Source organism: Caballeronia choica, assembly GCF_001544535.1.
GTDB lineage: Bacteria > Pseudomonadota > Gammaproteobacteria > Burkholderiales > Burkholderiaceae > Caballeronia > Caballeronia choica.
The window spans coordinates 1-22,199 of sequence record NZ_FCON02000045.1 but is presented as its reverse complement, the minus strand read 5'-3'; the positions used below and the strand labels follow the sequence as shown (position 1 = coordinate 22,199).

The following is a 22,199-nucleotide window of genomic DNA, read 5'->3' as shown; positions in this document are numbered from 1 at the left end:
GGATGAACACCTCTGATTCGCGTACCAAAGGAAGCAAGCTCATCGAGCACCGTTCGATCGATTACATCCCCGAGGCCGAACGGCACGGCAGCCTGTTCAGCCAGTTCACGCTCTGGCTCGGCGCCAATCTGCAGGTCACGGCGGTAGTGGTCGGCGCACTCGCGGTCGTGCTGGGCGGCGACGTGTTCTGGTCGCTGGTCGGCCTTCTGATCGGACAGGTGCTGGGCGGTGCCGTGATGGCGCTGCACGGCGCCCAGGGACCGCAACTCGGGCTGCCGCAGATGATCTCCAGCCGCGTGCAGTTCGGCGTGTACGGTGCGATCATTCCGCTCGCGCTCGTCTGCGTGATGTACGTGGGCTTTTCAGCGGGCGGCACGGTGCTCGCGGGCCAGGCGATCGGACAGTTGCTGCAGGTGGACAACACTACCGCCATTCTCGTGTTCGCCGCGCTGATCGTCGTGCTGACCGTGCTCGGCTATCGCACGATCCACGTGATGGGGCGCGTGTCGAGCGTCGTCGGCGTGCTCGCGTTTCTCTATCTCTTCGCGAGCCTGCTGCACGGACACGATATCGGAGCGCTGCTCGACAACAAGCGTTTCACCGTGGGATCGTTCTTGCTGGCGATGTCGCTGTCGGCGTCGTGGCAGATCGCCTACGGACCTTATGTGGCCGACTACTCGCGCTATCTGCCGAAGTCGACTTCCGCGCTCAAGACCTTCCTTGCGGTCGGTGTCGGCTCCGTGCTCGGCGCGCAGATTGCGATGGTCTTCGGCGTGTTCGCGGCCGCGCTTGCCGGCGATCATTTCGCGGGGCACGAGGTGTCGTTCATCGTCGGACTCGGCGCAACGGGGACGGTCGCCGCGCTGCTCTACTTCACGATAGCGCTCGGCAAGCTCACCATCACCACGCTCAACGCGTATGGGAGCGTTATGTCGGTTGCCGCAATCACGACGGGCTTCGGCGGCAAGCGGGCGATTTCGGGCCGCATGCGTTTGTGCTTCGTCATCGTGATGGTGGGCCTCTCGACGGGGCTCGCGCTTGCCGGACATCATGCGTTTCTCAAGGAATTCTCGGCGTTCCTGCTGTTCCTGCTCGCCTTCTTCACGCCGTGGAGCGCGATCAATCTGGTCGACTATTATTGTGTGACGAGGGAACGCTATGACGTGCCCGCACTGTTCGATCCAGACGGCCGCTATGGACGCTGGAACGTGCAGGGCATTGCCGTGTATGTGTTTGGCGTGCTGGTCCAGATGCCGTTTCTTTCGACGGGCTTCTACACCGGCTCATTTGCGGCACGCCTGGACGGGGTGGATATCTCGTGGATCGTCGGGCTGTTCGCGCCCGGTCTGGTGTACTACGTCGTCACTCGCAAGGCTCGGGCGGCGCAGCGCGAGCGTGCAAATGTGATTGAGGTTGGTCTCTCCGAGGCCGAGGGTTCGTAGTTGTTATCGAGTAGATGCGACGCAGCCTCCGAGTTGTGGTCGGAGGCTGCAAGGTTGCTTCAATTGTCATTCGGCCGCTACGCTATGGCGAACGCCGAGCACACAGCGGGGAGGTCTCGCGGTCGGTCACCGCGCTACGATAAGCCCATCGCAAACGCATGCGGCAGCGACGCCCGCCGCGTGAGCGCCGTCGTGCGCGCATCATGATGCTCACCCCGCACATACGTCTCCAGTTGATCGATGGCGAACTGCTGCTCCTCGATGAGGTTCTTCACCAAATCGCCGATCGACACCATCCCCACCAATTGCCCGCCATCGATCACCGGCAGATGGCGGATGCGCTGTTCATTCATCAACGCCATGCATTCGTCGGTGGTCTGCCCCGGCCGAACGTAACGGAGCGCCCGCGACATGATTTCCGCAACCGGCGTGCTCCTCGACGACCTGTCCTGCAGCACCACCTTCCTCGCATAGTCGCGTTCGGTCACGATGCCGCGGACAGCCGTACCCGCCGTGGCCACCAGCGCGCCGATGCCGTGATTCGACATCATCGCGATCGCGTCATAGACGCTCGCTGCGGCATCGATCGTATAAACCGATGCATCGGCCTTCGCACTCAACAATTGCCTGACAGTTGCCATTGCGTGACTCCGTATCGATGTCCCGCCGCCGGACACAGGCCGGCAGCCGGGATGTTGCACTCAACCTGAAACCGGACTTCATCCTTTTGGGCGCGCGCTCAGCCGAAATCGAACAGGTCGCCGAGCAGCGACTTTTTCTTCCTGTCCGAATGATGGCGGCCGCGATGGCCGTCGTGTGAATGACCGTCCGAGCGCCACTCGTCGTGACGATCGCGGCCGTTGTTCCCGCCATGCGCTTCACGCGCGTGGTCGCGGCGAGCCGGCGCGGCGTTCTCCATGCGCACCAGCAACTTGTCCAGCTCGCCGCGATCCAGCCAGATACCGCGGCAGGTCGAGCAATAGTCGATCTCGATGCCTTCCCGCTCGCTCAGCAGCAGGTCGGGCGTCTTGCAGACAGGACACTTCATATCGGTGGCTCCTTTCATATTGCCTACAGTAGACACCAATGTAGCGAAGTTGCGTGTGATATAAAACTCGTATTTTTCATCGGTTTCATTCGAGAAAACCGAATGATGCACATTGCCGACGGAGACCGCCTTGAACTTCAAGCACCTGTACTATTTCTGGGTTTCCGCCCGCGCAGGAAGCCTCGCGCGGGCCGGCGCGCAGTTGCACATCACGCCGCAAACGCTGAGCGGCCAGATCAAGTTGCTGGAAGAAGCACTCGACAAGAAGCTCTTCAGAAAGAGCGGGCGCAATCTCGAAGTGACCGACGCGGGCCGTCTTGCCCTGGACTACGCCGATGAAATCTTTTCGCTCGGGGCCGAATTGGAAAGCGCGGTCAAGCGCGACCAGGCGGCCGCGCAGACGCAATTGCGCGTCGGGCTCGCGGACTCGGTGCCGAAGGCCGTGGCGTACCGGCTGCTCGAACCGGCGTTGAACCGTTCCGACTCGCTACGGCTGATATGTCATGAAGGCAAGTTGCATGCGCTGTTGTCGCAACTCGCGGTGCATCGCCTCGACATGATCATCGCGGACGCGCCCATTCCTTCCGACGTCAACGTGAAGGCGTTCAATCATCCGCTGGGCGGCTCGACGCTCAGTTGTTTCGCGCCGAAGTCGCTCGTGACGCGCGCCGCTCGCGATTTCCCGGCGTCGCTCGAGGACATGCCGGTGTTGCTGCCGGGCACCGACTCCGCCGTGCGGCGCAAGCTCGATCACTGGCTGAAGTCGTGCGGAGTGTCGCCGCGCATCGTCGGCGAGTTCGACGACAGCGCGCTTGCCATCGCGTTCGGACGCGAAGGCAGGGGCGTGCTGTTCGCGCCCACCGTGCTCGCCGCGCAGTTGAAGCGCGAGCATGGGCTGCGCGCGGTCGGTCATATCGAAACGATCGTCGAGGAGTTCTTTTCCATCTCGATCGAGCGGCGCGTCAGCCACCCCGCGATTGCGTCGATCCTGAGCGCGGCTCGCAGCGAGCTTTTCAGCGGCTAGCCGCGGTTCGCATCACGACGCTTTCGGCACGCGGCCCATCAGGTAAAACTCGTCGTTGGGACGCATCGAGATCACATTCGCCATCCGGTTCGACAAGCCGAAAAATGCGGTGATCGCGGCGATGTCCCAGATGTCCTCGTCGGAGAAACCCTGCTCGCGCAGCGCCGCGAAGTCCGCTTCCTCGACGCTGCCCGACGCGGTGCATACCTTCAACGCGAAATCGAGCATGGACCTTTGCCGTGGGGTGATGTCCGCCTTGCGATGATTGACAGCGACCTGCTCGGCGAGCAGCGGCTTCTTCTCGTAGATGCGCAGGAGCGCACCATGCGCGACGACGCAGTAGAGGCATTCGTTCACCGCACTCGTCGCGACGACAATCATCTCGCGCTCGCCCTTGGTAAGACCGCCTTCCTTGAGCATCAGCGCATCGTGGTACGCGAAGAACGCGCGGAATTCGTCAGGCCGGTGCGCAAGCGTGAGGAACACGTTAGGCACGAAACCGGCCTTTTCCTGCACTTCGAGGATGCGTGAGCGGATGTCGTCGGGCCAAGCGTCGGGATCGGGCACCGGGTAGCGGCTGATCGGCGGGGTGATTGTCATCGGCTGTCTCCGTTGTAGGAAAGCATCCGGCGATTGTAGCGGCTTGCTGCCAGCGGCTGAACGCTTTCAATCTTGCGCTTCGCCTTCGCATTTTCCCGAAGAAAACGCGGCGCGGTACGACGTTTGCTGTCATGCAGCATTCGCCAACTCAATACCTTGCGCAATAACGATAAATGGAACCTTACGAACGCACTCCGCGAGAAACGATCTGGCGCATCCGGCAAGTGGCGTCGCCGACCGACGAACGGCGCGTGCTGATCGCCGACGACGACATCAGCGCCACGCGCGCCACGGTGCTGGCCCTCGAAGATGCGGGATTCGTGGTGCGCGCGACGCATACGGGGCTCGATGCGGTCGGCGTCGCGCGCAAATGGCGGCCGGCCACCGTGCTGCTCGACCTGACGATGCCGCTTGGCGACGGCTGGGAAGCCGCCGAGGTGATCCGCGCAGCCGACCCGACAATGTTGCTCATGGCGCACACGAGTTCTTCGGATTACGCGGACTGGGAACGCTCGCAGCGCACCGGTTTCGACGCCTACTTTGTAAAGCCGACCGAGCCGGGGCGCATCATCAAGGTGCTGGAGCAGTATTTTCTTCAGCAACCGGATGCGTAGCGCCACATGACGCGCAGTTGACGAAATGGGCAAGGCCCGTGGCCGACTGTGTCGCGGCCACGGGCCTCACGCTCACTCAAACTCATCGACGCATATCAGCGCTTGGCAGCCGACTTCGCCCTGGCCGTTGCAGCCTCGGCGATATCGGTCGCCTGCGCGCCTGCATCGAACGTCTTGCGCGCGAGGTCACCGCTCGCGTCGAGAATGACGTTCGTGTTCTCCTCTGCCGCGCCGGCCATGGTATCGGTGACATCGGAGATGATCGCGCCCTGAGTCTCGGCCGCCGATTGCACTTCTTGCGCCGCTGAATCCAGCGCGTTCTTCACGTCGCTGCCGGTGCGCTCGTACTGGCTGCGCACATCGCTGACGATATCGGCCTCGGTCGACGTGATGATCGACAGGAAGTGCCGCCCATACGACGCCGCCTTCTGCGGCAACTGCGCGAGCATGATGGACTGCCATCCGAGCACGTCGCCGGGGCTTGCTTCCTCGCCTGCCCGCAGCAGCGAGTTGCTTTCGTCGATGACGGTCTTGACGGTTTGAATGTTGAGTTCCGTGAGTTGCTGGACGCCGCTCGCGAATCGTCCTGAAACGCTCAGGAACGCAGCGAGATTGGCCTTGGCAATCGATGAAAACGGTTGTGCGGAATAAGGAAACATTGACTGCTCCTGTGATGTCGAGCGTGCGCTCGATAGGGTTGGAGACTGCGATGTGAAACATCTTCGAATGCTGCCTACGTTAACGCCGATATGATGTCCGCTTGGTGAACGACTGCACCGCTCGTGCACGAATCGCACCGATGTGGCGCGAGTGCACGGATGATGCCGCTGCCGGTTCAGACGATCACACCGGCATCGAGTTCCGCGCATGCATTGCGTTGTTGGATGCGTGTTGAAAATTCCGAAGCGAGGCGGATAACGTGGGTTACGTCGATCGCCGCGTTCGTCGGTTTGAACGGTCGCGCTGGAAAGGAACTTCGGAGGTGATGCAGCATGCGGCGTTCCCGGCTTTGGAGTAACCGGTGAGATACGCACTCTTTGCCGATGAATGGACGATCAGGAAAAGATCGTCCGATTAGTAGCGATCCTGACTAGTTTCGATGGATCGCTTGCGCCGTCTGCGCCAACGATCGTTCGGTCGTTTCCGGTGCGGTGCCGAATGGCACCGCCGCGCCGACGAGCAGATCCGCGACCGCGATGATGCGCATGTCAAGCGCGCAGTACGGCGGCTCCATTCTCGGCGAAAGCACGCAGGAGATGATGCGCGATCGCGAAGGGCTTGGGCACCGAGAGGCCGTCGGCGTGCGTGCCCGCGAGCATCGCCTTGACCTCGGCGCGCGAAAACCAGCGCGCGTCTTCGAGTTCGGTCGTGTCCACGACGATCTCCGTGTCGTCGGCGCGCGCAAAGCAACCGATCATCAGCGACGACGGAAACGGCCAAGGCTGCGTCGCGAAGTAAGTCACGCCGGAACAGTGCACGCCGGCCTCCTCCAGCACTTCGCGGCACACCGCGTCCTCGGCCGTCTCGCCCGGTTCGACGAAACCGGCGAGCGCCGAATACATGCCGGGTGCAAACTGGCGCTGACGGCCGAGGAGACACCGGTCGCCGTCGATGGCGAGCATAATCACGACCGGATCGACACGCGGAAAGTGCTGCGTGCCGCATGCGTCGCACGAACGCCGCCAGCCGGCCGACGTCGAGCGGCTCGGCTCGCCGCAGTTCGCGCAAAAGCGATGGCGACGGTGCCAGTCGAGCATCGCCTTTGCTTGTCCGAGCGCGCCAAGCAACGCAGGCGCGACGAGGCCACGCATCGCGATCGAACGCAGGTCGACCGGCTCGAATTGCGCGGCAAGCGCGGGCGCTTCGGTCGCGGCCTTGTCGAACCCGAGCGCGAAAAGCGCCGGCCCTTCGCCGTTGCGTTCGCTCTCTCCTTGCCCGAGGAACACGGCCTGGATGGGCTCGCCGAACTGCGCCGCTTCGTTCGCGGAGAACAGGATGTCGCGCCCGGCGCCCGCCTTGAACACCGGAACGTCCGCGGTGAAAACGACAAACCGGGTGGACGGATCGTGGCGAAGCCGCTCGACGAATGCTTCGTCGTCGCGTTGCTGCGAGCGGCGGTCGAGCGGGTTGAACGTAAAGCCGATGGCAGTGGACTGATCTGGAAGGGGCATGGAAGTATTTTTGGGTACGATTCGCGCAGCTAGAAACTTACCATGACACGTTCGATGTTGCGGGTAAGCGCATCGACAGGAAACGAGGAGCGAGACGATGAAGGCATGCATTTACGGGGCGGGCGCGATCGGCGGATGGATCGGCGTGAAGCTGGCCCAGGCGGGCCACGAGGTGAGCGTGGTCGCGCGCGGCGAGACGCTCGCCGCGCTCTCGCAACAGGGACTGCGGCTCGTGGAAGGCGATACGACCCATGCCGTGAACGTGCGCACGAGCGACGAGCCAGCGGCTCTTGGGCCGCACGATCTCGTGGTGGTCGCGGTCAAGGCGCCGTCGATGGCGTCGGTGGCCGAACGCATTGCACCGTTGCTGAACGCGGATACGGTGGTTCTTACGGCGATGAACGGCGTGCCGTGGTGGTTCTGCGACGGCCTGGCGGGCGAGTTCGCCGGCAAGCGACTCGCCTCGGTCGATCCGGCTGGCGTGATCGCCGCGGCGATTCCGGGCGCGCAGACGATCGGTTGCGTCGTGCATGCGAGTTGCCGGACCGACGCGCCCGGCGTGATCCGGCACCATCAGGGCAGCGGGCTCATCATCGGCGAAGCGTCGGGCCGTCCGAGCGAGCGCGTGAACCGGCTTTGCGCGCTGCTGAAGGAAGCGGGCTTCGACGCATCGGTGTCGGATCAGATCCAGCGCGAGGTCTGGTTCAAGCTGTGGGGCAACATGACGATGAACCCCATCAGCGCGATCACGGGCGCCACCACGGATCGCATTCTCGGCGACGAACTGGTGCGCGATTTCGTCACGAACATCATGCTGGAGGCCAAGGAAATCGGCGCGCGTTTTGGCATTCCGATCGCGCAGCAGCCCGCCGACCGCCACGCGGTGACGCTGAAGCTCGGCGCGATCAAGACGTCGATGCTGCAGGACGTCGAGGCGAGACGCTCGGTCGAGCTGGATGCGCTGGTTGCGGCTGTCTGCGAGTTGGGGCGGATGACCGGGGTGCCGACGCCCTTCTCGAATGCACTGTTCGGGCTGGCGCGGCTGCAGGCGCGGACGTTGGGGCTGTATCCGGCGGATTGAGGCGACCCCAAGGTTCTAGCCGCCAAATCCACGTTAGAACAATTCCTTCTGCCCCGTCATGAGACTCGCGAAATCATCGCGCAGGAACGGCAGGATCGCGTCTGCCACCGGCTGAAGCTGGCGCGTCAGGTAGTGTTCGTAGTCAATCGCCGCGCGCTGCGCCTCTACCGGCTCAGGTCCGGCAATCGTCATCACGTAGCTGATCCAGCCGCCGTTCTGATATTGCAGCGGCCGATTCTGCCCGCGATTGAATTCGTCCGCGAGTCGCGCCGCCCGCACATGCGGCGGCACGTTGCGCTGATAGTCGCCGAGTCGCCGGCGAAGCTGCTTGCGATATACAAGCAGTTCATCGAACTCGCCGGCAAGCGTGCGGTCGATGTAATCGCGCACGAAATCCTGATACGGCTCGCGCTTGAAGATACGCAGATAAAGCTGCTGCTGGAATTGCTGGGCGAGCGGCGTCCAGTCGGTGCGCACCGATTCGAGTCCCTTGTAGACCATTTCGTCGGCGCCGTGAGCATCGACGGTTAACCCCGCGTAGCGCTTCTTGCTGCCCTGCTCCGCGCCGCGAATCGTCGGCATCAGGAAGCGCCGGTAGTGCGTGTCGACTTCGAGTTCCAGCGCGCTAGCGAGACCGTACTCCTGCTGAAGATGTTCGCGCCACCAGCCATTGACCCGCTCGACGAGCGTGCGGCCGATCCGCTGCGCTTCGTCTTCCGTGTGCGCATGCTTGAGCCACACGAAGGTGGAGTCGGTGTCGCCGTAGATGACCTGATAGCCCGCGCCCTCGATCAGCTCGCGCGTGCGGTGCATGATCTCGTGTCCGCGCATCGTGATCGACGAGGCGAGACGCGGATCGAAGAAGCGGCATCCGCTCGATCCCAGCACACCGTAGAACGAATTCATGATGATCTTGAGCGCCTGCGACAGTGGCTTGTTCTGCTGGCGCTTCGCCGCTTCACGCCCTTCCCACACCTGGCCGACGATCGCCGGCAGGCTGTGCCGGCTGCGCGAAAATCGCGCGCCGAGGAAGCCCGGCACCGAATCGCGATCATCGGGATGACGCATGCCTTCCACCAGTCCGACCGGATCGATCACGAACGTGCGGATGATCGACGGATACAGGCTCTTGTAGTCGAGCACCAGCACCGAATCGTAGAGGCCGGGTTTCGAATCCATCACGAAGCCGCCAGGGCTCGACTCGAGTTGCACATCGCCGAGATTCGGCGCGACGAAACCCACGCGGTGCATGCGCGGCATGTACAGGTGCGTGAACGCGGCCACCGACCCGCCGCTGCGATCCGCCGCCAGTCCGGTGACCGTGGCCCGCTCCAGAAGGAAGGTCAGCAACTCGGTCTTCGCGAAGATCTTCGTGACGAGTTCGCAGTCGTGCAGGTTGTAGCGCGCGAGTGCGGGCTTGTCTTCGGCGAAGCGGCGATTGATCTCGTCCATCCGCTGATACGGGCTCTCGATCGACTTGCCCTCGCCCAGCAGCGCCTGCGCCACGTATTCGAGGCTGAACGACGGAAAACTCCAGGTCGCGGATTTCAGGGCCTCGATGCCATCGATGATCAGGCGCCCCGCCACCGACACGAAAAAATGATTCTGCTTGAGCCCGTGCTCGCGCCATTCGACGAGGCTGCCGTCGCGGCCGAGACGCAGCGCGACGCCGTAGCGTTCCGCTTCCTTTTGCAGCACGCGCAGGTCGAACTGCACGAGGTTCCAGCCGATGATCGCATCGGGGTCGTGGCGCCTGATCCAGTCGATGAACCGCTCCAGCAGTTGTGCGGGCGTCGCGACATATTCGAGGTCGAAGTCGCGCGGCGCGTCGTCGCCATTCGGCGAGCCCAGCATGTAGACCTGCCGCGCGCCGCATCCTTCGAGCGCGATCGAGTACAGGTCGCCGCGCTCGCTCGTTTCGATGTCGAGCGACACCACCGCGAGGCGCGGCCGATAGTCGGGCGCGGGCCGCATTTCCGCGTCGAGCAGCGGACCGTCGCCGTTCGGCGTGCCGCTGAACGAAACCGGCGCGGTGATGAAGCGCTCCATCAAGTAGCGCTCAGGCGGCCGGATGTCGGCTTCATACACCTGGATGCCGCCCTCCTTCAACGCCTTTTCAAGGCCGGCCAACTGCCGGTATTGCTGGCAATAGAGCCCGAGAACCGGGCGATGCTGGAAGTCGCAAAGCGGAAGCGGCCGAAGTTCGACGGAACGCGCGCCGCCGATAATCGATTCCGCGCGCTCGCGCTGCGCGGCCGGAATGAACGCCACCGACGGTTGCGGCGTGAGCCGGATGCGTTGCGGACCGCTGTCGGTGGCGAGCCAGAACCCGACCTCCGTCCCAGCGGCCGTGTCGCGCCAATGACGGGTCAGAAGAAAACCCTGTTGTGCCTGATTCAAGCCGATGCCTTCGAAAGCCGATGCGATCGCATCATTTTACTTTCGATCCGGCTCCGGCCCGGGGCGTCAGCCAGGGTCTCAACCGGCTATCACTTCGATCGGATCGACGCGATCGGGATAGAACGCTAGGTGCTCCGATATTTCGGCAACCGCTTCATACGGCGCCTCGTAGGTCCACGCGGCATTGATCGCGCGCTCGCCGCCCGCCGGAACGCTGTAGTAAGCCGCCTCGCCCTTGTAGGGGCAATAGCTCTGGTGCGCCGTGCGCTCGAACAGGGACATGTCGATGTCCTTGCGCGGAATGTACTGCACCGGCGGGTACGACGCCTCGCGCAGCGTGAGGGCGTCGTGCGTATCCGCGATCACGCGGCCCGCCAGCTTCACCACGACGCGTGACTGCGTCGGCGCGATGTCGATCGGGTGGTCGGGCCCGGGAATTCGTTTGACCCTGGTTTGCGTCTGCATTCGATTCGGCTCCTGAAGGTGCGTCAGCGTGACTTGAACTGCTCGTGCGACCGGATTACCGGAATCGGCAAACCGTACGTCGATGCTAGTTCATCACACGCTGCGGAAAAACGCCTCCGAACAGAACAGACATGTCGATTCAACCGAATAATCGCGGCGTGTTTCAGGCCGCTTCGGGCTGACTTCAGGCCCAGTGAGCGGGCACGTACACGCGTCCGATCCAGTGCGCGGGCACCCACACGGCGCGACGCGGCGCCGGCGCGACATACACCACATGCGGCGGCGGAGGCGCCGGCACATAGACAACGGGCCGGGGCGCGACCACGACTGTTGCGGGCGGCGCGGGCGGCGGCACGTAGACAGCCGGCGGCGGCGCGACCACGACCGTTGTCGACGGCGGGGGCGGTGCCACATACACAGCCGGCGGCGGCGCAACCACGACCGTTGTCGACGGCGGGGGCGGTGCCACATACACAGCCGGCGGCGGCACGACCACGACCGCTCCCGTGCTCACGCCCACGGCCGTGACGCTGCTCGTCACCACCGTGCCGCTGTTCGTCACCGTGGTGCCGTGCACGCCGGTCACGCTGCTCGACGTCGTCACGACGCCCGGCGCGACGCGCGTCGCGCTGCCAGAGTGGTTGACGGTGCCGCCGTCGTTGCCGGTCACAGTGCCGGAGCGCGAGCAGGTCGAGCCGGCGCAATTCGTCGATGCCGAGTGGCTGACGGTGTTGCCGTTCGAGCCGTTGATCGTCCCCGACGACGAATACTGGCCGGGCGCGGTGCGCGTGACGGAGCCGTCGGTGGTGGCGGTCTTGCCATCGGGGCCGGTGAGGTTGCCGTTGTGGGAGCAGGTGCCGCCCGCGCAGCTCGTGTCGCCGGCGTGCTGGACCGAGTTGCCGTAGCGGCCCGTCGCGGTGCCGGAGTTCGAGAACTGGCCCGGTGCGTTGCGCGTCACGGTACCGGTGTTGCTGGCGAAGCCGCCGTAAGGGCCTGCGACACCGCCCGCATGCGAGCAGCTTCCGCCGCTGCAAGCGCCGTAGTGCGCGCCGTTATACGTGCCGCGGGACGTGTACGCCGTGCCATGCTGCGCCCATCCTGCCGATGCCGGTGCGCTTACCAGCGCAAACACAGCGGCCGCTGCGGCGAGCATGAGGTGTCGCAGGGTGATGCGGGCGGACGCGGTCGTTGCGGCGGCGGCGTTCGGGGTGACAGACGATGCGTTTTTCACGGGGTGTCCTTCGCGGTTCTGGCCACTCGCGCGCTGCGTCGTGGCGACGGAAAGGACTATAAAAGAACGGGGCGCCGCGGTCTGCTTCAAACTTATGTCACGGCATTTCACGCAGCGGGCAAGGCCGTCGGCTGGACGATGGCGGGCGGTGCAGCGGCTGCGTCGGCCATGCCGGATGCGCTTCCCGCACCGTGCGAATCAGACACCGGATCGCTGTTATCCGCCTTGCCGTGGTTCCTGCGCCAGCCGGCCGGCGGCATGCCGAACTCCCGCTTGAACGCGCGATTGAATGCCGCTTCCGACTCGTAGCCGACCGACTCCGCCACCGCCGCCAGCGACTTGCTTCCGCCCAGCAGTTCCTGCGCCGCGACCTGCAAACGCCAGCGCGCGAGATACTGCATCGGCGGCTGGCCGAGCAGTTGCGTGAAGCGCTGCGCGAGCGCCGAGCGCGAGAGGCCCGCCTTGCGCGCGAGTTCGTCGACGGTCCAGCAATGCGCGGGCTGCGCATGCAGCATCGCGAGCGCCCGGCCGACGAAGCGGTCGCCCACGCCCGCGAGCCAGCCACGGCGATCGGCGGGCAACGCGTCGATGCAGCGGCGCACCGCCTCCACGAACAGCAGTTCGGACAGCCGCGCGAGCACGATCGCGCTTCCCACGCGCCACTCGGCTGCTTCAGCCGCCGCGAATTGCAACGACGATTCGAGCCACGCCGAGCGCGGGTCGTTGCGCATGTCGATCTTGAAGATGCGCGGCAGCGAAACGAGCACCGGATTGCTCAACGTATCGTCGCAGGCGAGAAAGCCGCAGACGAGCCGTGTGCGCGCCCCGCCGCCGCCGTAGCTCAGCTTCATCACCTGGCCGGGCGTCGCTTCGAGCTGGCTCGAGAGCAGTTCTCCCGTGGGCGCGGGCGCGAGATCGAGTGCGCTGCCCATCAGGTGCGCCTCGCCTTGCGGCACGACGAGCAACTCGCCGGCATCGACGCGAATCGCCGACGCGGGATCGTCTGCGAGGCTCGCCCAGCAGCTTCCTTCGGTGATCAGGTGATAGGAGACGACGCGCTCCGCGCGCGGCAGGAACGCGGCGCACAACGCCGCGTCGGCCTGGCCGTACAGGCACCAGGGCGCGGTGAAGTCACCGTTCAGATACACCGCGCCGCCGAGCCGCACGACGCGAAGGACGTCTGATAAAGCATCCATGAAGAGCGCCCGCCAGTTCAGGCGTCCCGGAGAAAAGATCTGGACGCCTGGTCATTCATTGATACAACCGTCGCGCTGATACTAGCACTCACGCGAATCCGCAACAACGCATGAACCGGGGCGCGGACGACGCGGCAGTCAACCATCGAGGAGACACGTCATGAGTGAAGCAAACGGCGAACAGCGCGCGTATCACGGGCAGTGCTTTTGCGGGGAGGTTCAGTTCAAGGTCAGTGGCACGCCCGCAGGCATGGGGTATTGCCATTGCGACTCGTGCCGAAGCTGGTCGGCGGGACCCGTCAACGCATTCACGCTATGGAAGCCGGACGCGGTCAGGATCACGCGCGGCGCGGAGCATGTCGGCACTTACAACAAGACGCCGCACAGCTATCGCAAATGGTGCAGGACCTGCGGCGGCCATCTGTTCACCGAGCACCCGGGCCTTGGACTCACCGACGTCTATGCCGCGGTCATCCCCGACTTCCCCTACGAGGCGTGCGTGCACGTCCACTACCCGGAATCGAGGCTGCCGATGAAGGACGGACTGCCAAAGATGCAGGATCTTCCGAAGGAAATGGGCGGCTCGGGGGTCACGGTCGCCGAGTAAGTCGTCCGACGCGCTCCCGGCCACGGTGTGGCCTTTCGCCCGCTCGCCGCGCGGGTATCCGGGGAGCACAAGTTGTAAGCGGCACTACAACAGGCAGCGCCCATGATGCGTCCGCATCGCTGCCACTCGCCTCTCTCAGGAGCATCGCCATGTCCGCAGTCGAAACCGCTTTCTCCCCCGCCGCCGATCTCGCAGCCGTCAAGGTCCGTCAACAGGCCGCCTGGTCGACGGGCAACTATGCCGTCGTCGGCACCACGCTGCAGATCGTCGGCGAGAACCTCTGCGAAGCGCTCGACCTGCGCGCCGGCAGCCGCGTGCTCGATGTCGCCGCGGGCAACGGCAACGCGACGCTCGCGGCAGCGCGCCGCTACTGCGACGTGACGTCGACCGATTACGTGTCGTCGCTGCTCGACGCCGGCCGGGCGCGCGCCGAAGCCGAAGGTTTGCCAGTGCAATTCCAGGAAGCCGATGCCGAAGCGCTGCCCTTCCCGGATGCGTCATTCGATGTGGTGATGTCCACCTTCGGCGTGATGTTCACGCCGAATCAGGAGAAAGCGGCGAGCGAACTCGCGCGCGTCTGCAAGCCCGGCGGCACCATCGGGCTCGCGAACTGGACGCCGGAGAGTTTCATCGGACAGGTGTTCAAAACCATCGGCAAATACATTCCGCCGCCGCAGGGTGTGAAGTCACCGGCGCTGTGGGGCACGAAGGAGCGCCTCGCGGAACTGTTCGGCGAGCGCGCGTGGGACATCATCGCGACGAGCCGCGAATTCACATTCCGCTACCGGTCGCCGGCACATTGGGTAGAAGTTTTCCGCACTTACTACGGGCCGATGAACAAGGCGTTCGCCGCGCTCGAAGGCGAACGGCAGGCGGCGTTCATGCACGATCTGGCGGCGCTGATCGACAGCCGCAATCGCTCGGGCGACGGCACGCTGGTGTTGCCAAGCGAATATCTGGAAGTCGTGATCGAACGGAAATAGAAGCGCTCAGTATCGCCACGCGATATTTCCATTTGCGTCGCGCCGACTTGCTGGCGCGACCCTCGTTGGCAGCCGCCTTCTTTGCAGCAGTTTTGCGAAGAAGGCGGCCTTTTGGTCATTGACGTCATGACAACGCTGCTTATCTACTTCGTTCCGGCGCTCCTGGATTTCGTCCGTGTTCGGTTTCGGTCGTGGCATTGTCGATTGCCGCGCCGTTGGTCTTCGGGTCGGAACGAGTCAGGTCTCGAAACTGAACAGAACGGCGGCTTGAAAACCGAGGTCGTCTCCGCTTCGCTCGATCAAACAGCAGTGCCCGTGGAGCTATAAAGCAAAAGCCGGTATCACAGCCCACGCTACGACCGCGCGAACACCGGCGTCAGCGTATCCGCGTGCAACGGCACCGGCTCGACCGCATAGCCATGCGCGGTCCACGCGTCGAGGCCGCCCTTGAGCGCGCGCGCATTCATGAAGCCCTCGCGGCGCAGCCGGCGACAAACCAGCTTCGCGGTCACGTCGTTCGGACACACGCAATACACGACGATCTCGCGCTCCAGCAGCGCCGGACGCACGGTCTCCGGGGCGTTCAAGTCGAGCAGCAAGGCGCCGGGAATCCGGTACGGCTCCTGGCTGACGGCGCTCGCGAGACGCGCGTCGAGCACCACGGGCGGCGCGCCGGAACGCATCATGCCGTCGAGTTGTTCCGCCGAGATGGTCAGGTGATCGAGCCATCGGCGCAGGCGCCAGCGCCGCACGTATCGATACGCGAGATAGAGGAGCGCGAGCGCCACGAGCACGTCGACGACCGTCGCGCCGTGCTGCTCCACCGTGTGCACCAGCAGCGCGAGTTGCCTGCTGAAGAGCGCGCCGCCGAGCAGCCAGAACGAGGCCCACGCGAATACGCCGATCGCGTCCCAGATCGCGTAAAGTTTTACCTCGATGCGGGTCGTGCCCATCAGCGGCGGCGTGATCAGCGCGAGACCCGGGACGAACTTGCACATCGCCATGATCGGCGCACCAAAACGCTCGAAGAGCGCGCGCGTCGTCTGCACGCTGGAGTCGATCGAGAGCGAGAAGCGGGCGAGCCGGTTGATGAGCGGACGCCCGTAGATGCGGCCCGCCGTGAACCACACGCCGTCGCCGATCAGCGCCGCGAGCACCGCCGCGAGCAGGACATGCGTGAACGAAAGCGTGCCGTGCGCGATCGCCGAGCCCGCGAGCACGAGCACCGGCACGCCGAGCCGCGTCAGAAGGACATTCGCGAAGACGGCCTCGGCGCCCCAAGCCGTGATCGCCGCAGGCGTTACGTGTATCACTTGCTGCACTCCTCGAACTTCCGGGCCTGCGCCCCGCTGCTGATTTCATTGTTGCACGCGGCGCGCGGTTCGCGCTGTCGCGTGCTGCGCGCGCTTCACTGCCTGATTCACTGCCTGATTCACTGCCCGATTCACTGTGCCCGCGAAGCGATCAGCGCCACGCGCACGCCCTCGCAGCTCGTGCTGCGCGCCACTTCGATGTCACGCCACGGCGAACTCTCACCATATTCGGAAATCATCGGTTCGACCACTTTGGTCGGACGCAGCACGTTGAACGGCCACGACGGCCGGCGCAAGCGCTCGTGCACCAGCGAGCCGAGCCAGATCGGTGTCGCGGGCGCGCCGTCCTGGCGCTCGACGGCGTACTGCGTCGGCCAGAAGCGCAGCACGTCGCGCTCGTCCGCACCGGCGTGCGAACGCACGAATTCGAGGCGCGACGGCTCGCCGTTGTTCAGCTTCGGCAGCACGGGCAGCGCGGTCGCCGTGACGTTCGGCGACACCAGCGAGAGCAGGCTTCGCGCCGACAGTTGCGAGCCCTCGCTCCACCCGCGGCTTTCGAGCTGCGTCCTGATCTGCTCGGCGGTGGCAGTCCACTGCACGGTGATCGGCTCGCGCCGGTCGCCCTCCATGTTCGACCGATAGCACGAAAAAGTTCGCCAGATCTTGTCGGTCCATTGCGCGGGCGTCACGACGACGACACCGGGACGCTGCGCGCCCTCGGCCGTCGGGAACACGCGCCCGGTCGCGAGTTGAGCCGCGACGGCGGCGCTGACCACGGCCAGCACCGCCGCCGGCAAGAACGGCCGCGCGGGCGGCTTTTGCGGATACCGCCACACGGCCGTCAGCGCGACGAGGAAGACCCAGATCGCCGCGAGCGCCGCGCCGCCGAGGGCGTCGGAAAGCATGAAGCGATTGAAGTAAAGGCCCGCGAGCGTGACGGCCGTCACGGCCCCGACGGTCGCCACGGCGACCACCACCCGCGACACCGTGCCGACGCGCCGTTCGACCAGGAACCCCAGGAAGCCGTAGATGACGACCGTCGCCGCAACGTGGTTGCTCGGGAAAGCGCGCGCGTCCGAGGCCAGAGCGCCGAGCGGCAGATGCCGCGTCGCAAGCTGGATCGCGAGGACCAGCACTTGCGAGAACACCACGGCGGCGAGCCAGTACGCGATTGTGCGCCAGCGCCGCTCGACGGCCATCCACGCGATCACCATCACGACGAGCGCCGCGAGCGTGGGCAGGCTGCCGAAGGTCGAGAAGATCGAGAGGACGTCGTCGGCCCAGGTCGAGCGGAAGGACTGCAGGAACCGGTACGCGGACATGTCGACCTGCACGATCGGATCGCCGTGAGCGATGTCCTCGAGCGTCGAGAAAAACACACCTGCCGACACCAGCAGGAACAACGAGATCGTCGCGATGAGCCCGGTCGCCGTGCTTTCCGGGTTGAGCATGCGGAGCACGACGCGGCCCGCGCGGCCCGGATGGTGCTGGCCCCACGCCAGCAGCCGCTCGCGCGACGTGATGGTCCACGAGCGCGCGTGCGACACCGCGATGCGGATGATGTTATACGTAAGCCACGCCGCCACCGCGACGATCGCCACGACCACGACGAGACGGAACGACACCGCCCCGGCCAGTTCGATCGACGCGCCGAACACGACGCCCGGCAGGATGTGCACGGGCGCCCACAACAGCGCGGAGAGGATGTTGATTACGAGGAAGCGCCCCGGCGCCATGCCGAGCATGCCCGCGACGACCGGCACGATCGCCCGCAGCGGCGGCAGGAAGCGTGCCGATACGACGCTCTTTGCACCGTGCAGCTCGAAGTACTTTTCGCCTGCGGCGAGCACGCCGGGATGCGTGCGGAACGGCCACACCTGCCTGATCTTTTCCTTGTAGCGCGCGCCGAACCAGTAGCTCGCGGCATCGCCCGCGACGGCGCCCACGATCGCGCAGACGAATACCCAGCCGAGATTGAGCGTGCCCGTGCCGATCAGCGCGCCGGCAACGAACATCGCCGTGCTGCCGGGGATGAACGTTCCGATGAATGCGACCGATTCGAGCAGCGCCGCGAGCGCGACGACCACGAGAGCCCATTCGGGATGCCCCGACAGCATGTGCAGCAACTTGAAATAGGCATGCTCCATTGAGGGGCTCCGTTCGCTGGCGCTTGATATTTACACCGTTTGATGCGCTCAGGCTTTCATGAAACTTTGAGTTCTTTGTGGTCTATGTGTTCTGCGCCTGACGCCGCCTATTTTCCGCCTTTCGCGACCCAACCCCTCGTTTTGTCGATTCGCGGCTGCGCCATTCGTCGTGCAGATGGGAAGCGCACATTCCGCGCCCGTTCCCCCTTAACCCGTACCGGAGGTGGTTCATGAATTACGTCGATGGATTCGTCGCAGCGGTCCCCGTCGCCAGTCGCGAGATATACACGAAGTATGCCCGGGACGCAGCGGCCATCTTCAAGGAGAACGGCGCATTGCAGGTCGTCGAGTGCTGGGGCGACGACGTCCCCGAAGGCACGCTCACATCGTTTCCTATGGCCGTAAAGCGCGGCGACGATGAAGTGGTCGTGTTCGCGTGGATCGTGTGGCCGTCGCGCACGATACGCGACGAAGGCATGAAAGCCGTGATGGCCGACCCTCGCGTGAAACCCGAGACCAACCCGATGCCCTTCGACGGAAAACGCCTGATCTATGGCGGATTCGAAGTGATCGTTGACGAGTAAATGTAGCAAGCATTCCGTACCGATCGATCCGTTTCGATGCGCTGCACAACGGCCACCGGCCGTTGGTAGGCATCCGTCTGCGGGGATGTGCGAAGGCCGTCGTCATGGGATAACTGCGCCAACTTGTTTCGCGTCAGCGGGACGCGAATCTCGGGCGGCGGGAGGAAACCATGCCTTCGGACAACGTGATGCAGCGCGTGTCGACCAGTTTTGCGGACAGAGCACCGAATCGCCGGTCCGCATCGCCACGAAAAGCGGCGCGAACCCCGGTCATGCGCACCGGCCCGAAAGGCAGGTCGGTGCTGCTCTGGACCTTCGTGCTGGTCGTCAACGTGGCGGGCGGCATCATCCTTTGGCTCCTGATGCCGCCGGGCGCGTGTGGCGCGCGGATTCCGTGCAGCACGGCCGAAAGCGTGCGCGCATGGCTGTGGGAACTCGTCGGCAAGTCGCCGGCGAATGGCGACACCCTGCGCGGACTCGTCGCGCCCGATGACTTCGTCGTTGCGATCCTGCTGGCCGCGATCGCCTCGACGCTCGTCGCCGCGCCGTTCATCGGCTTCCTCACGCGCGGCTGGTTCGCCCGCCTCGACGAGTTCCGCAACAGCCTGCAGGACGGCGCGCTCTTCGCCTATCTCCGGCGCTTCTGGTCGGCGCGGCTGCTCGCCGAGATCTACGCGGGCCCGTCGGCCGAGCGGCCCACCGAGGAAGCGCTCGGCGCCGAGGATACGTGGAAGGCGCTCGAAGCGCGCCACGCCGGCGTGAGCGGCAAGGTGTTCGAGGACATCTATCACGAGCAGTTCGGACTCTGCTCGTACCTCCCGCCCATCCTGCTGCTCGTGGTGATCACCTATGTGGAGGCCGTCGTGCTCGCGCCGCTGCGCGCATGCGGCGGCCCGTCGTCCACCTGTACCGGATACTTCTTCGGCGCCGATGCGCAACTCGTCATCAGCGCGATCGCGGGTGCCTACATGTTCGCCGTGAGCGACGCCGTGATCAGCATCCGGCGCCGCTCGCTGAACGTGTCGGACGTGTACTGGTACGCGCTGCGTGCGTTCCTCGCGCTGCCCATCGCCACGCTGTTCGCGCAGGCGCCCGGCAGCGATGGCCTGAAGCCGGTGTTCGCGTTCGCCGTCGCGATGCTGCCCGTCGACGTCCTGCTCAAGCAGATCCGGCGTCTTGCCTATCCGCCGTCGATCTCGCAGGCCAATCCCGAAGAACAGGGCGACCAGTTGCTGATGCTGACCGGCGTGACGACGCCCGTCGCCGGACTCTTTCTGTCCGAAGGCGTTTATTCGGTCGAGCAGGTCGCGGCGTCGGACCCGGTGCTGCTCGCGATCCGCACCGGCCTGCCGTTTCGCTTCGTGATCCGCCTCGGCGGACAGGCGATCGTGCGGCGCCATCTCGGCGACCGGGCGCGCGAACTGATCCCCCTCGGTCTGGCCGATGCCGGTCCCATCTGCGATCTCGTGAAGCGCGAAAGCGACGGCCAGGCGTTCGAGGTCGCGACGCAGGCCGCGCGCACCCGGCTCATCGCCGACGGCGACAAGGACATCCCGCTCGAACTCGTGCAGATGAAGTTCCGGCAGATCGCGTGCGAGGAGTACACGAAGATGCTGTCGAAGATGGGGCCGTTGAGGGATGCCGTTGCCGGCCCGGCCACTGTGGCGACCCCGATGGCCAATCCCGTTGCAAACCCCGCCGCAAGCCCCGCCGCATAAGGCCGCCCGCCCGTGACATGCCGCGAAATAATTGTTGAATGGAGTTCGCGGGACCGCTCGCCCATACTCGCCTCTGTTGCTGGAGCACGAACGAAAAGCGCCCCGGCCAAGGAGTATCACGCATGAACGACATCGCCCCCACGCAACGGATTCGCGATGTTCTGGATCATCGGACGATACGTTTGATCATGGTGGCGACACGGGTGTGTCGGTAAAAGGGTGAACATGTTTGCTTCGAATAATGTCTTTGGTGGCAAGGCTGTGCGTCGTATCTCCGCAGTGCTGGCTCTGAGTTCCGTATTGCTGACGGGATGCGCCGGCACCGGCGCGAGCGCCGCCCAATATTCGGCCCAGCCGCAAGCGCGGCCGGACAACATCTATGTCTACACGTTCGAGAGCTCCGCCGATGAAGTCAAGCTCGACAGCGGCATGATGCAGAAGATGAAGGCGCATATCGAGGGCACGTCCGCCGCCGAGCAACAATCCGCCGACGCCGCCGAAGTGCGCGAGGAAGTGGCAAACGAAATCGTGGCGAAATTGCAGGCGATGGGCCTGCCCGCGATCCGTTCGAACGTGCCGGCGCCGGCGAACGAGAACGTGCTGATGGTCACGGGCAACTTCGACGCGATCGATGCCGGCAATCGCCGCCGCCGCACGCTGATCGGCTTGGGCGCCGGCAAGAGCGAGGTCAGCACATCGGTGCAATTGATCTACAAGCCGGCCGGCGGCGTCCCGCAACTCGTGCAGAGTTTCGATGCAAGCGCCGACAGCGGCAAGGCACCGGGCGTCGCGGAGACAGCCGGCGTCGGAGCGGCGGTCGGGCATGTGGCGACCTCGGCTGCGTTGGGCGTCGGTCTGCATGGCGTCAGCGAGACGAAGCGCGCCGGCGTGTCGGCGGACGCCAAGCACCTTGGCGATTCCATCGCGAAGCAGATTGCCGAGGTCGGCGTGTCGGAAGGGTGGATGTCGGCGAGCCGCATCAAGGGTTGATGGGGGGCGTGGGGGGGGTCGCTGGCGCTTGGGATCGGGGGTGGTTTGGGGTTACACCGTTTGATGCGCTTGTGCTCCTATGGAACTCGTTTTGTTTTTGGTTTATTTGCTCTGCCCCTGTCCGGGGCGGGACTCACTTTCTTTGCTGCTGCAAAGAAAGTAAGCAAAGAAAGCAGCTTTCCAACGCAAATCCTTGCCATGCCCCGCTAGACCGTTATGTCGGAGTGGTCCAACCGGGGGAGTGTCGTTAGCGGGGTTTCCCCGTTGTTGGCATGTAGAAGAGGTACGGGCATCGCACCGCTATACGAAGTGGACCAGCAGTCATACATCCAGCCTCGCGCTTCGCGCTCACCCGTCAGGCAAAACTGAAACCCGAAACCCATCGCTATATCTACGTCCTACGTTCGTGCTTACCGCATGTTTCTATTTATCACCGCCTGGCAGACCTGTCGTCGGGCACGAAGTGCCGGGACGGATGTATGACTGCTGATCCACTCCCTGTCGCCGTGCGACGTGCGCGCCTTTTCTACATGCCAACAACGATGAAACCCCGCTAACGACACTCCCCCGGTTGGACCACTCCGA

The 22,199-nt window shown here is 64.7% G+C and carries 22 protein-coding genes; 9 read left to right on the top strand and 13 right to left on the bottom strand.

What is annotated here, in order from left to right; all coding sequences use genetic code 11:
• The first annotated feature begins 2 nt into the window (after positions 1-2).
• Positions 3-1,442, top strand: coding sequence for a purine-cytosine permease family protein (locus AWB68_RS20155; RefSeq protein ID WP_087646117.1), 1,440 nt, complete (start codon positions 3-5; stop codon positions 1,440-1,442).
• Positions 1,443-1,576: 134 nt separating this feature from the next.
• On the opposite strand, the gene AWB68_RS20150 is transcribed toward AWB68_RS20155, so the two are convergent.
• Together AWB68_RS20150 and AWB68_RS20145 are read right to left on the bottom strand one after the other, a co-directional pair.
• Positions 1,577-2,083: a CBS domain-containing protein gene (locus tag AWB68_RS20150; RefSeq protein ID WP_087646116.1), complete on the bottom strand. Its 507-nt coding sequence runs from the start codon at positions 2,081-2,083 to the stop codon at positions 1,577-1,579.
• 98 nt (positions 2,084-2,181) lie between these two features.
• A complete protein-coding gene (locus AWB68_RS20145) occupies positions 2,182-2,490 on the bottom strand; it encodes a TFIIB-type zinc ribbon-containing protein (protein WP_087646115.1) in 309 nt (102 codons plus the stop codon).
• 130 nt (positions 2,491-2,620) lie between these two features.
• Here AWB68_RS20145 and nhaR point away from each other — a divergent pair, with 130 nt between their 5' ends.
• The gene (nhaR, locus tag AWB68_RS20140; protein ID WP_087646114.1) at positions 2,621-3,514 is read left to right on the top strand and encodes a transcriptional activator NhaR; all 894 of its coding nucleotides are present in this window, start codon (positions 2,621-2,623) and stop codon (positions 3,512-3,514) included.
• A gap of 12 nt (positions 3,515-3,526) precedes the next feature.
• Here the strand turns inward: nhaR and AWB68_RS20135 are convergent, their stop codons facing one another.
• Positions 3,527-4,114: a peroxidase-related enzyme gene (locus tag AWB68_RS20135; RefSeq protein ID WP_087646113.1), complete on the bottom strand. Its 588-nt coding sequence runs from the start codon at positions 4,112-4,114 to the stop codon at positions 3,527-3,529.
• On the bottom strand, positions 4,111-4,254 hold the full coding sequence (locus tag AWB68_RS48260; RefSeq protein WP_160110038.1) for a hypothetical protein: 144 nt from the start codon (positions 4,252-4,254) through the stop codon (positions 4,111-4,113). The genes AWB68_RS20135 and AWB68_RS48260 overlap by 4 nt, the downstream gene beginning before the upstream one ends.
• Positions 4,255-4,287: 33 nt before the next feature.
• On the opposite strand from AWB68_RS48260, the gene AWB68_RS20130 reads away from it, so the two are divergent.
• The gene (locus AWB68_RS20130; RefSeq protein ID WP_200828746.1) at positions 4,288-4,728 is read left to right on the top strand and encodes a response regulator; all 441 of its coding nucleotides are present in this window, start codon (positions 4,288-4,290) and stop codon (positions 4,726-4,728) included.
• Between the two features lie 95 nt (positions 4,729-4,823).
• Here the strand turns inward: AWB68_RS20130 and AWB68_RS20125 are convergent, their stop codons facing one another.
• From AWB68_RS20125 to nudC, 3 genes are all read right to left on the bottom strand, one after another.
• Positions 4,824-5,387, bottom strand: a complete 564-nt coding sequence (locus AWB68_RS20125) for a phasin family protein (RefSeq protein ID WP_160110037.1) — start codon at positions 5,385-5,387, stop codon at positions 4,824-4,826.
• Between the two features lie 176 nt (positions 5,388-5,563).
• On the bottom strand, positions 5,564-5,722 hold the full coding sequence (locus tag AWB68_RS48255; RefSeq protein ID WP_160110036.1) for a hypothetical protein: 159 nt from the start codon (positions 5,720-5,722) through the stop codon (positions 5,564-5,566).
• 214 nt (positions 5,723-5,936) lie between these two features.
• Positions 5,937-6,899 carry an NAD(+) diphosphatase gene (nudC, locus tag AWB68_RS20120; RefSeq protein ID WP_087646111.1) on the bottom strand — a complete coding sequence of 321 codons (963 nt, stop codon included), beginning with the start codon at positions 6,897-6,899 and terminating at the stop codon, positions 5,937-5,939.
• A 97-nt stretch (positions 6,900-6,996) separates the two neighbouring features.
• Between nudC and AWB68_RS20115 the strand changes: the two genes are divergently transcribed.
• The gene (locus AWB68_RS20115; protein ID WP_087646110.1) at positions 6,997-7,980 is read left to right on the top strand and encodes a 2-dehydropantoate 2-reductase; all 984 of its coding nucleotides are present in this window, start codon (positions 6,997-6,999) and stop codon (positions 7,978-7,980) included.
• Between the two features lie 33 nt (positions 7,981-8,013).
• Here AWB68_RS20115 and AWB68_RS20110 read toward each other — a convergent pair whose 3' ends face one another.
• From AWB68_RS20110 to AWB68_RS20095, 4 genes are all read right to left on the bottom strand, one after another.
• Positions 8,014-10,380 (bottom strand): DNA polymerase II, encoded by a 2,367-nt coding sequence (locus AWB68_RS20110; protein ID WP_087646109.1) that lies wholly within the window; start codon positions 10,378-10,380, stop codon positions 8,014-8,016.
• A 78-nt stretch (positions 10,381-10,458) separates the two neighbouring features.
• Positions 10,459-10,845 (bottom strand): DUF427 domain-containing protein, encoded by a 387-nt coding sequence (locus tag AWB68_RS20105; RefSeq protein WP_087646108.1) that lies wholly within the window; start codon positions 10,843-10,845, stop codon positions 10,459-10,461.
• Positions 10,846-11,029: 184 nt separating this feature from the next.
• Positions 11,030-12,076, bottom strand: a complete 1,047-nt coding sequence (locus AWB68_RS20100) for a hypothetical protein (RefSeq protein WP_087646107.1) — start codon at positions 12,074-12,076, stop codon at positions 11,030-11,032.
• A 107-nt stretch (positions 12,077-12,183) separates the two neighbouring features.
• The gene (locus tag AWB68_RS20095) at positions 12,184-13,272 is read right to left on the bottom strand and encodes an AraC family transcriptional regulator (protein WP_087646106.1); all 1,089 of its coding nucleotides are present in this window, start codon (positions 13,270-13,272) and stop codon (positions 12,184-12,186) included.
• Positions 13,273-13,432: 160 nt separating this feature from the next.
• On the opposite strand from AWB68_RS20095, the gene AWB68_RS20090 reads away from it, so the two are divergent.
• A complete protein-coding gene (locus AWB68_RS20090) occupies positions 13,433-13,879 on the top strand; it encodes a GFA family protein (protein WP_087646105.1) in 447 nt (148 codons plus the stop codon).
• Positions 13,880-14,028: 149 nt separating this feature from the next.
• The gene (locus tag AWB68_RS20085; RefSeq protein ID WP_087646104.1) at positions 14,029-14,862 is read left to right on the top strand and encodes a class I SAM-dependent methyltransferase; all 834 of its coding nucleotides are present in this window, start codon (positions 14,029-14,031) and stop codon (positions 14,860-14,862) included.
• Positions 14,863-15,215: 353 nt separating this feature from the next.
• On the opposite strand, the gene AWB68_RS20080 is transcribed toward AWB68_RS20085, so the two are convergent.
• The gene (locus AWB68_RS20080) at positions 15,216-16,175 is read right to left on the bottom strand and encodes a VTT domain-containing protein (protein ID WP_160110035.1); all 960 of its coding nucleotides are present in this window, start codon (positions 16,173-16,175) and stop codon (positions 15,216-15,218) included.
• Between the two features lie 131 nt (positions 16,176-16,306).
• The gene (locus AWB68_RS20075) at positions 16,307-18,322 is read right to left on the bottom strand and encodes a VTT domain-containing protein (protein ID WP_087646102.1); all 2,016 of its coding nucleotides are present in this window, start codon (positions 18,320-18,322) and stop codon (positions 16,307-16,309) included.
• 230 nt (positions 18,323-18,552) lie between these two features.
• On the opposite strand from AWB68_RS20075, the gene AWB68_RS20070 reads away from it, so the two are divergent.
• The 3 genes from AWB68_RS20070 to AWB68_RS20060 all read left to right on the top strand — a co-directional run bounded on the left by AWB68_RS20070 (position 18,553) and on the right by AWB68_RS20060 (position 21,614).
• Positions 18,553-18,906, top strand: coding sequence for a DUF1428 domain-containing protein (locus AWB68_RS20070; RefSeq protein ID WP_087646101.1), 354 nt, complete (start codon positions 18,553-18,555; stop codon positions 18,904-18,906).
• Positions 18,907-19,178: 272 nt separating this feature from the next.
• Positions 19,179-20,624 carry a hypothetical protein gene (locus tag AWB68_RS20065; protein ID WP_087646100.1) on the top strand — a complete coding sequence of 482 codons (1,446 nt, stop codon included), beginning with the start codon at positions 19,179-19,181 and terminating at the stop codon, positions 20,622-20,624.
• 225 nt (positions 20,625-20,849) lie between these two features.
• A complete protein-coding gene (locus AWB68_RS20060) occupies positions 20,850-21,614 on the top strand; it encodes a DUF4410 domain-containing protein (protein WP_087646099.1) in 765 nt (254 codons plus the stop codon).
• Positions 21,615-22,199: the final 585 nt, after the last annotated feature.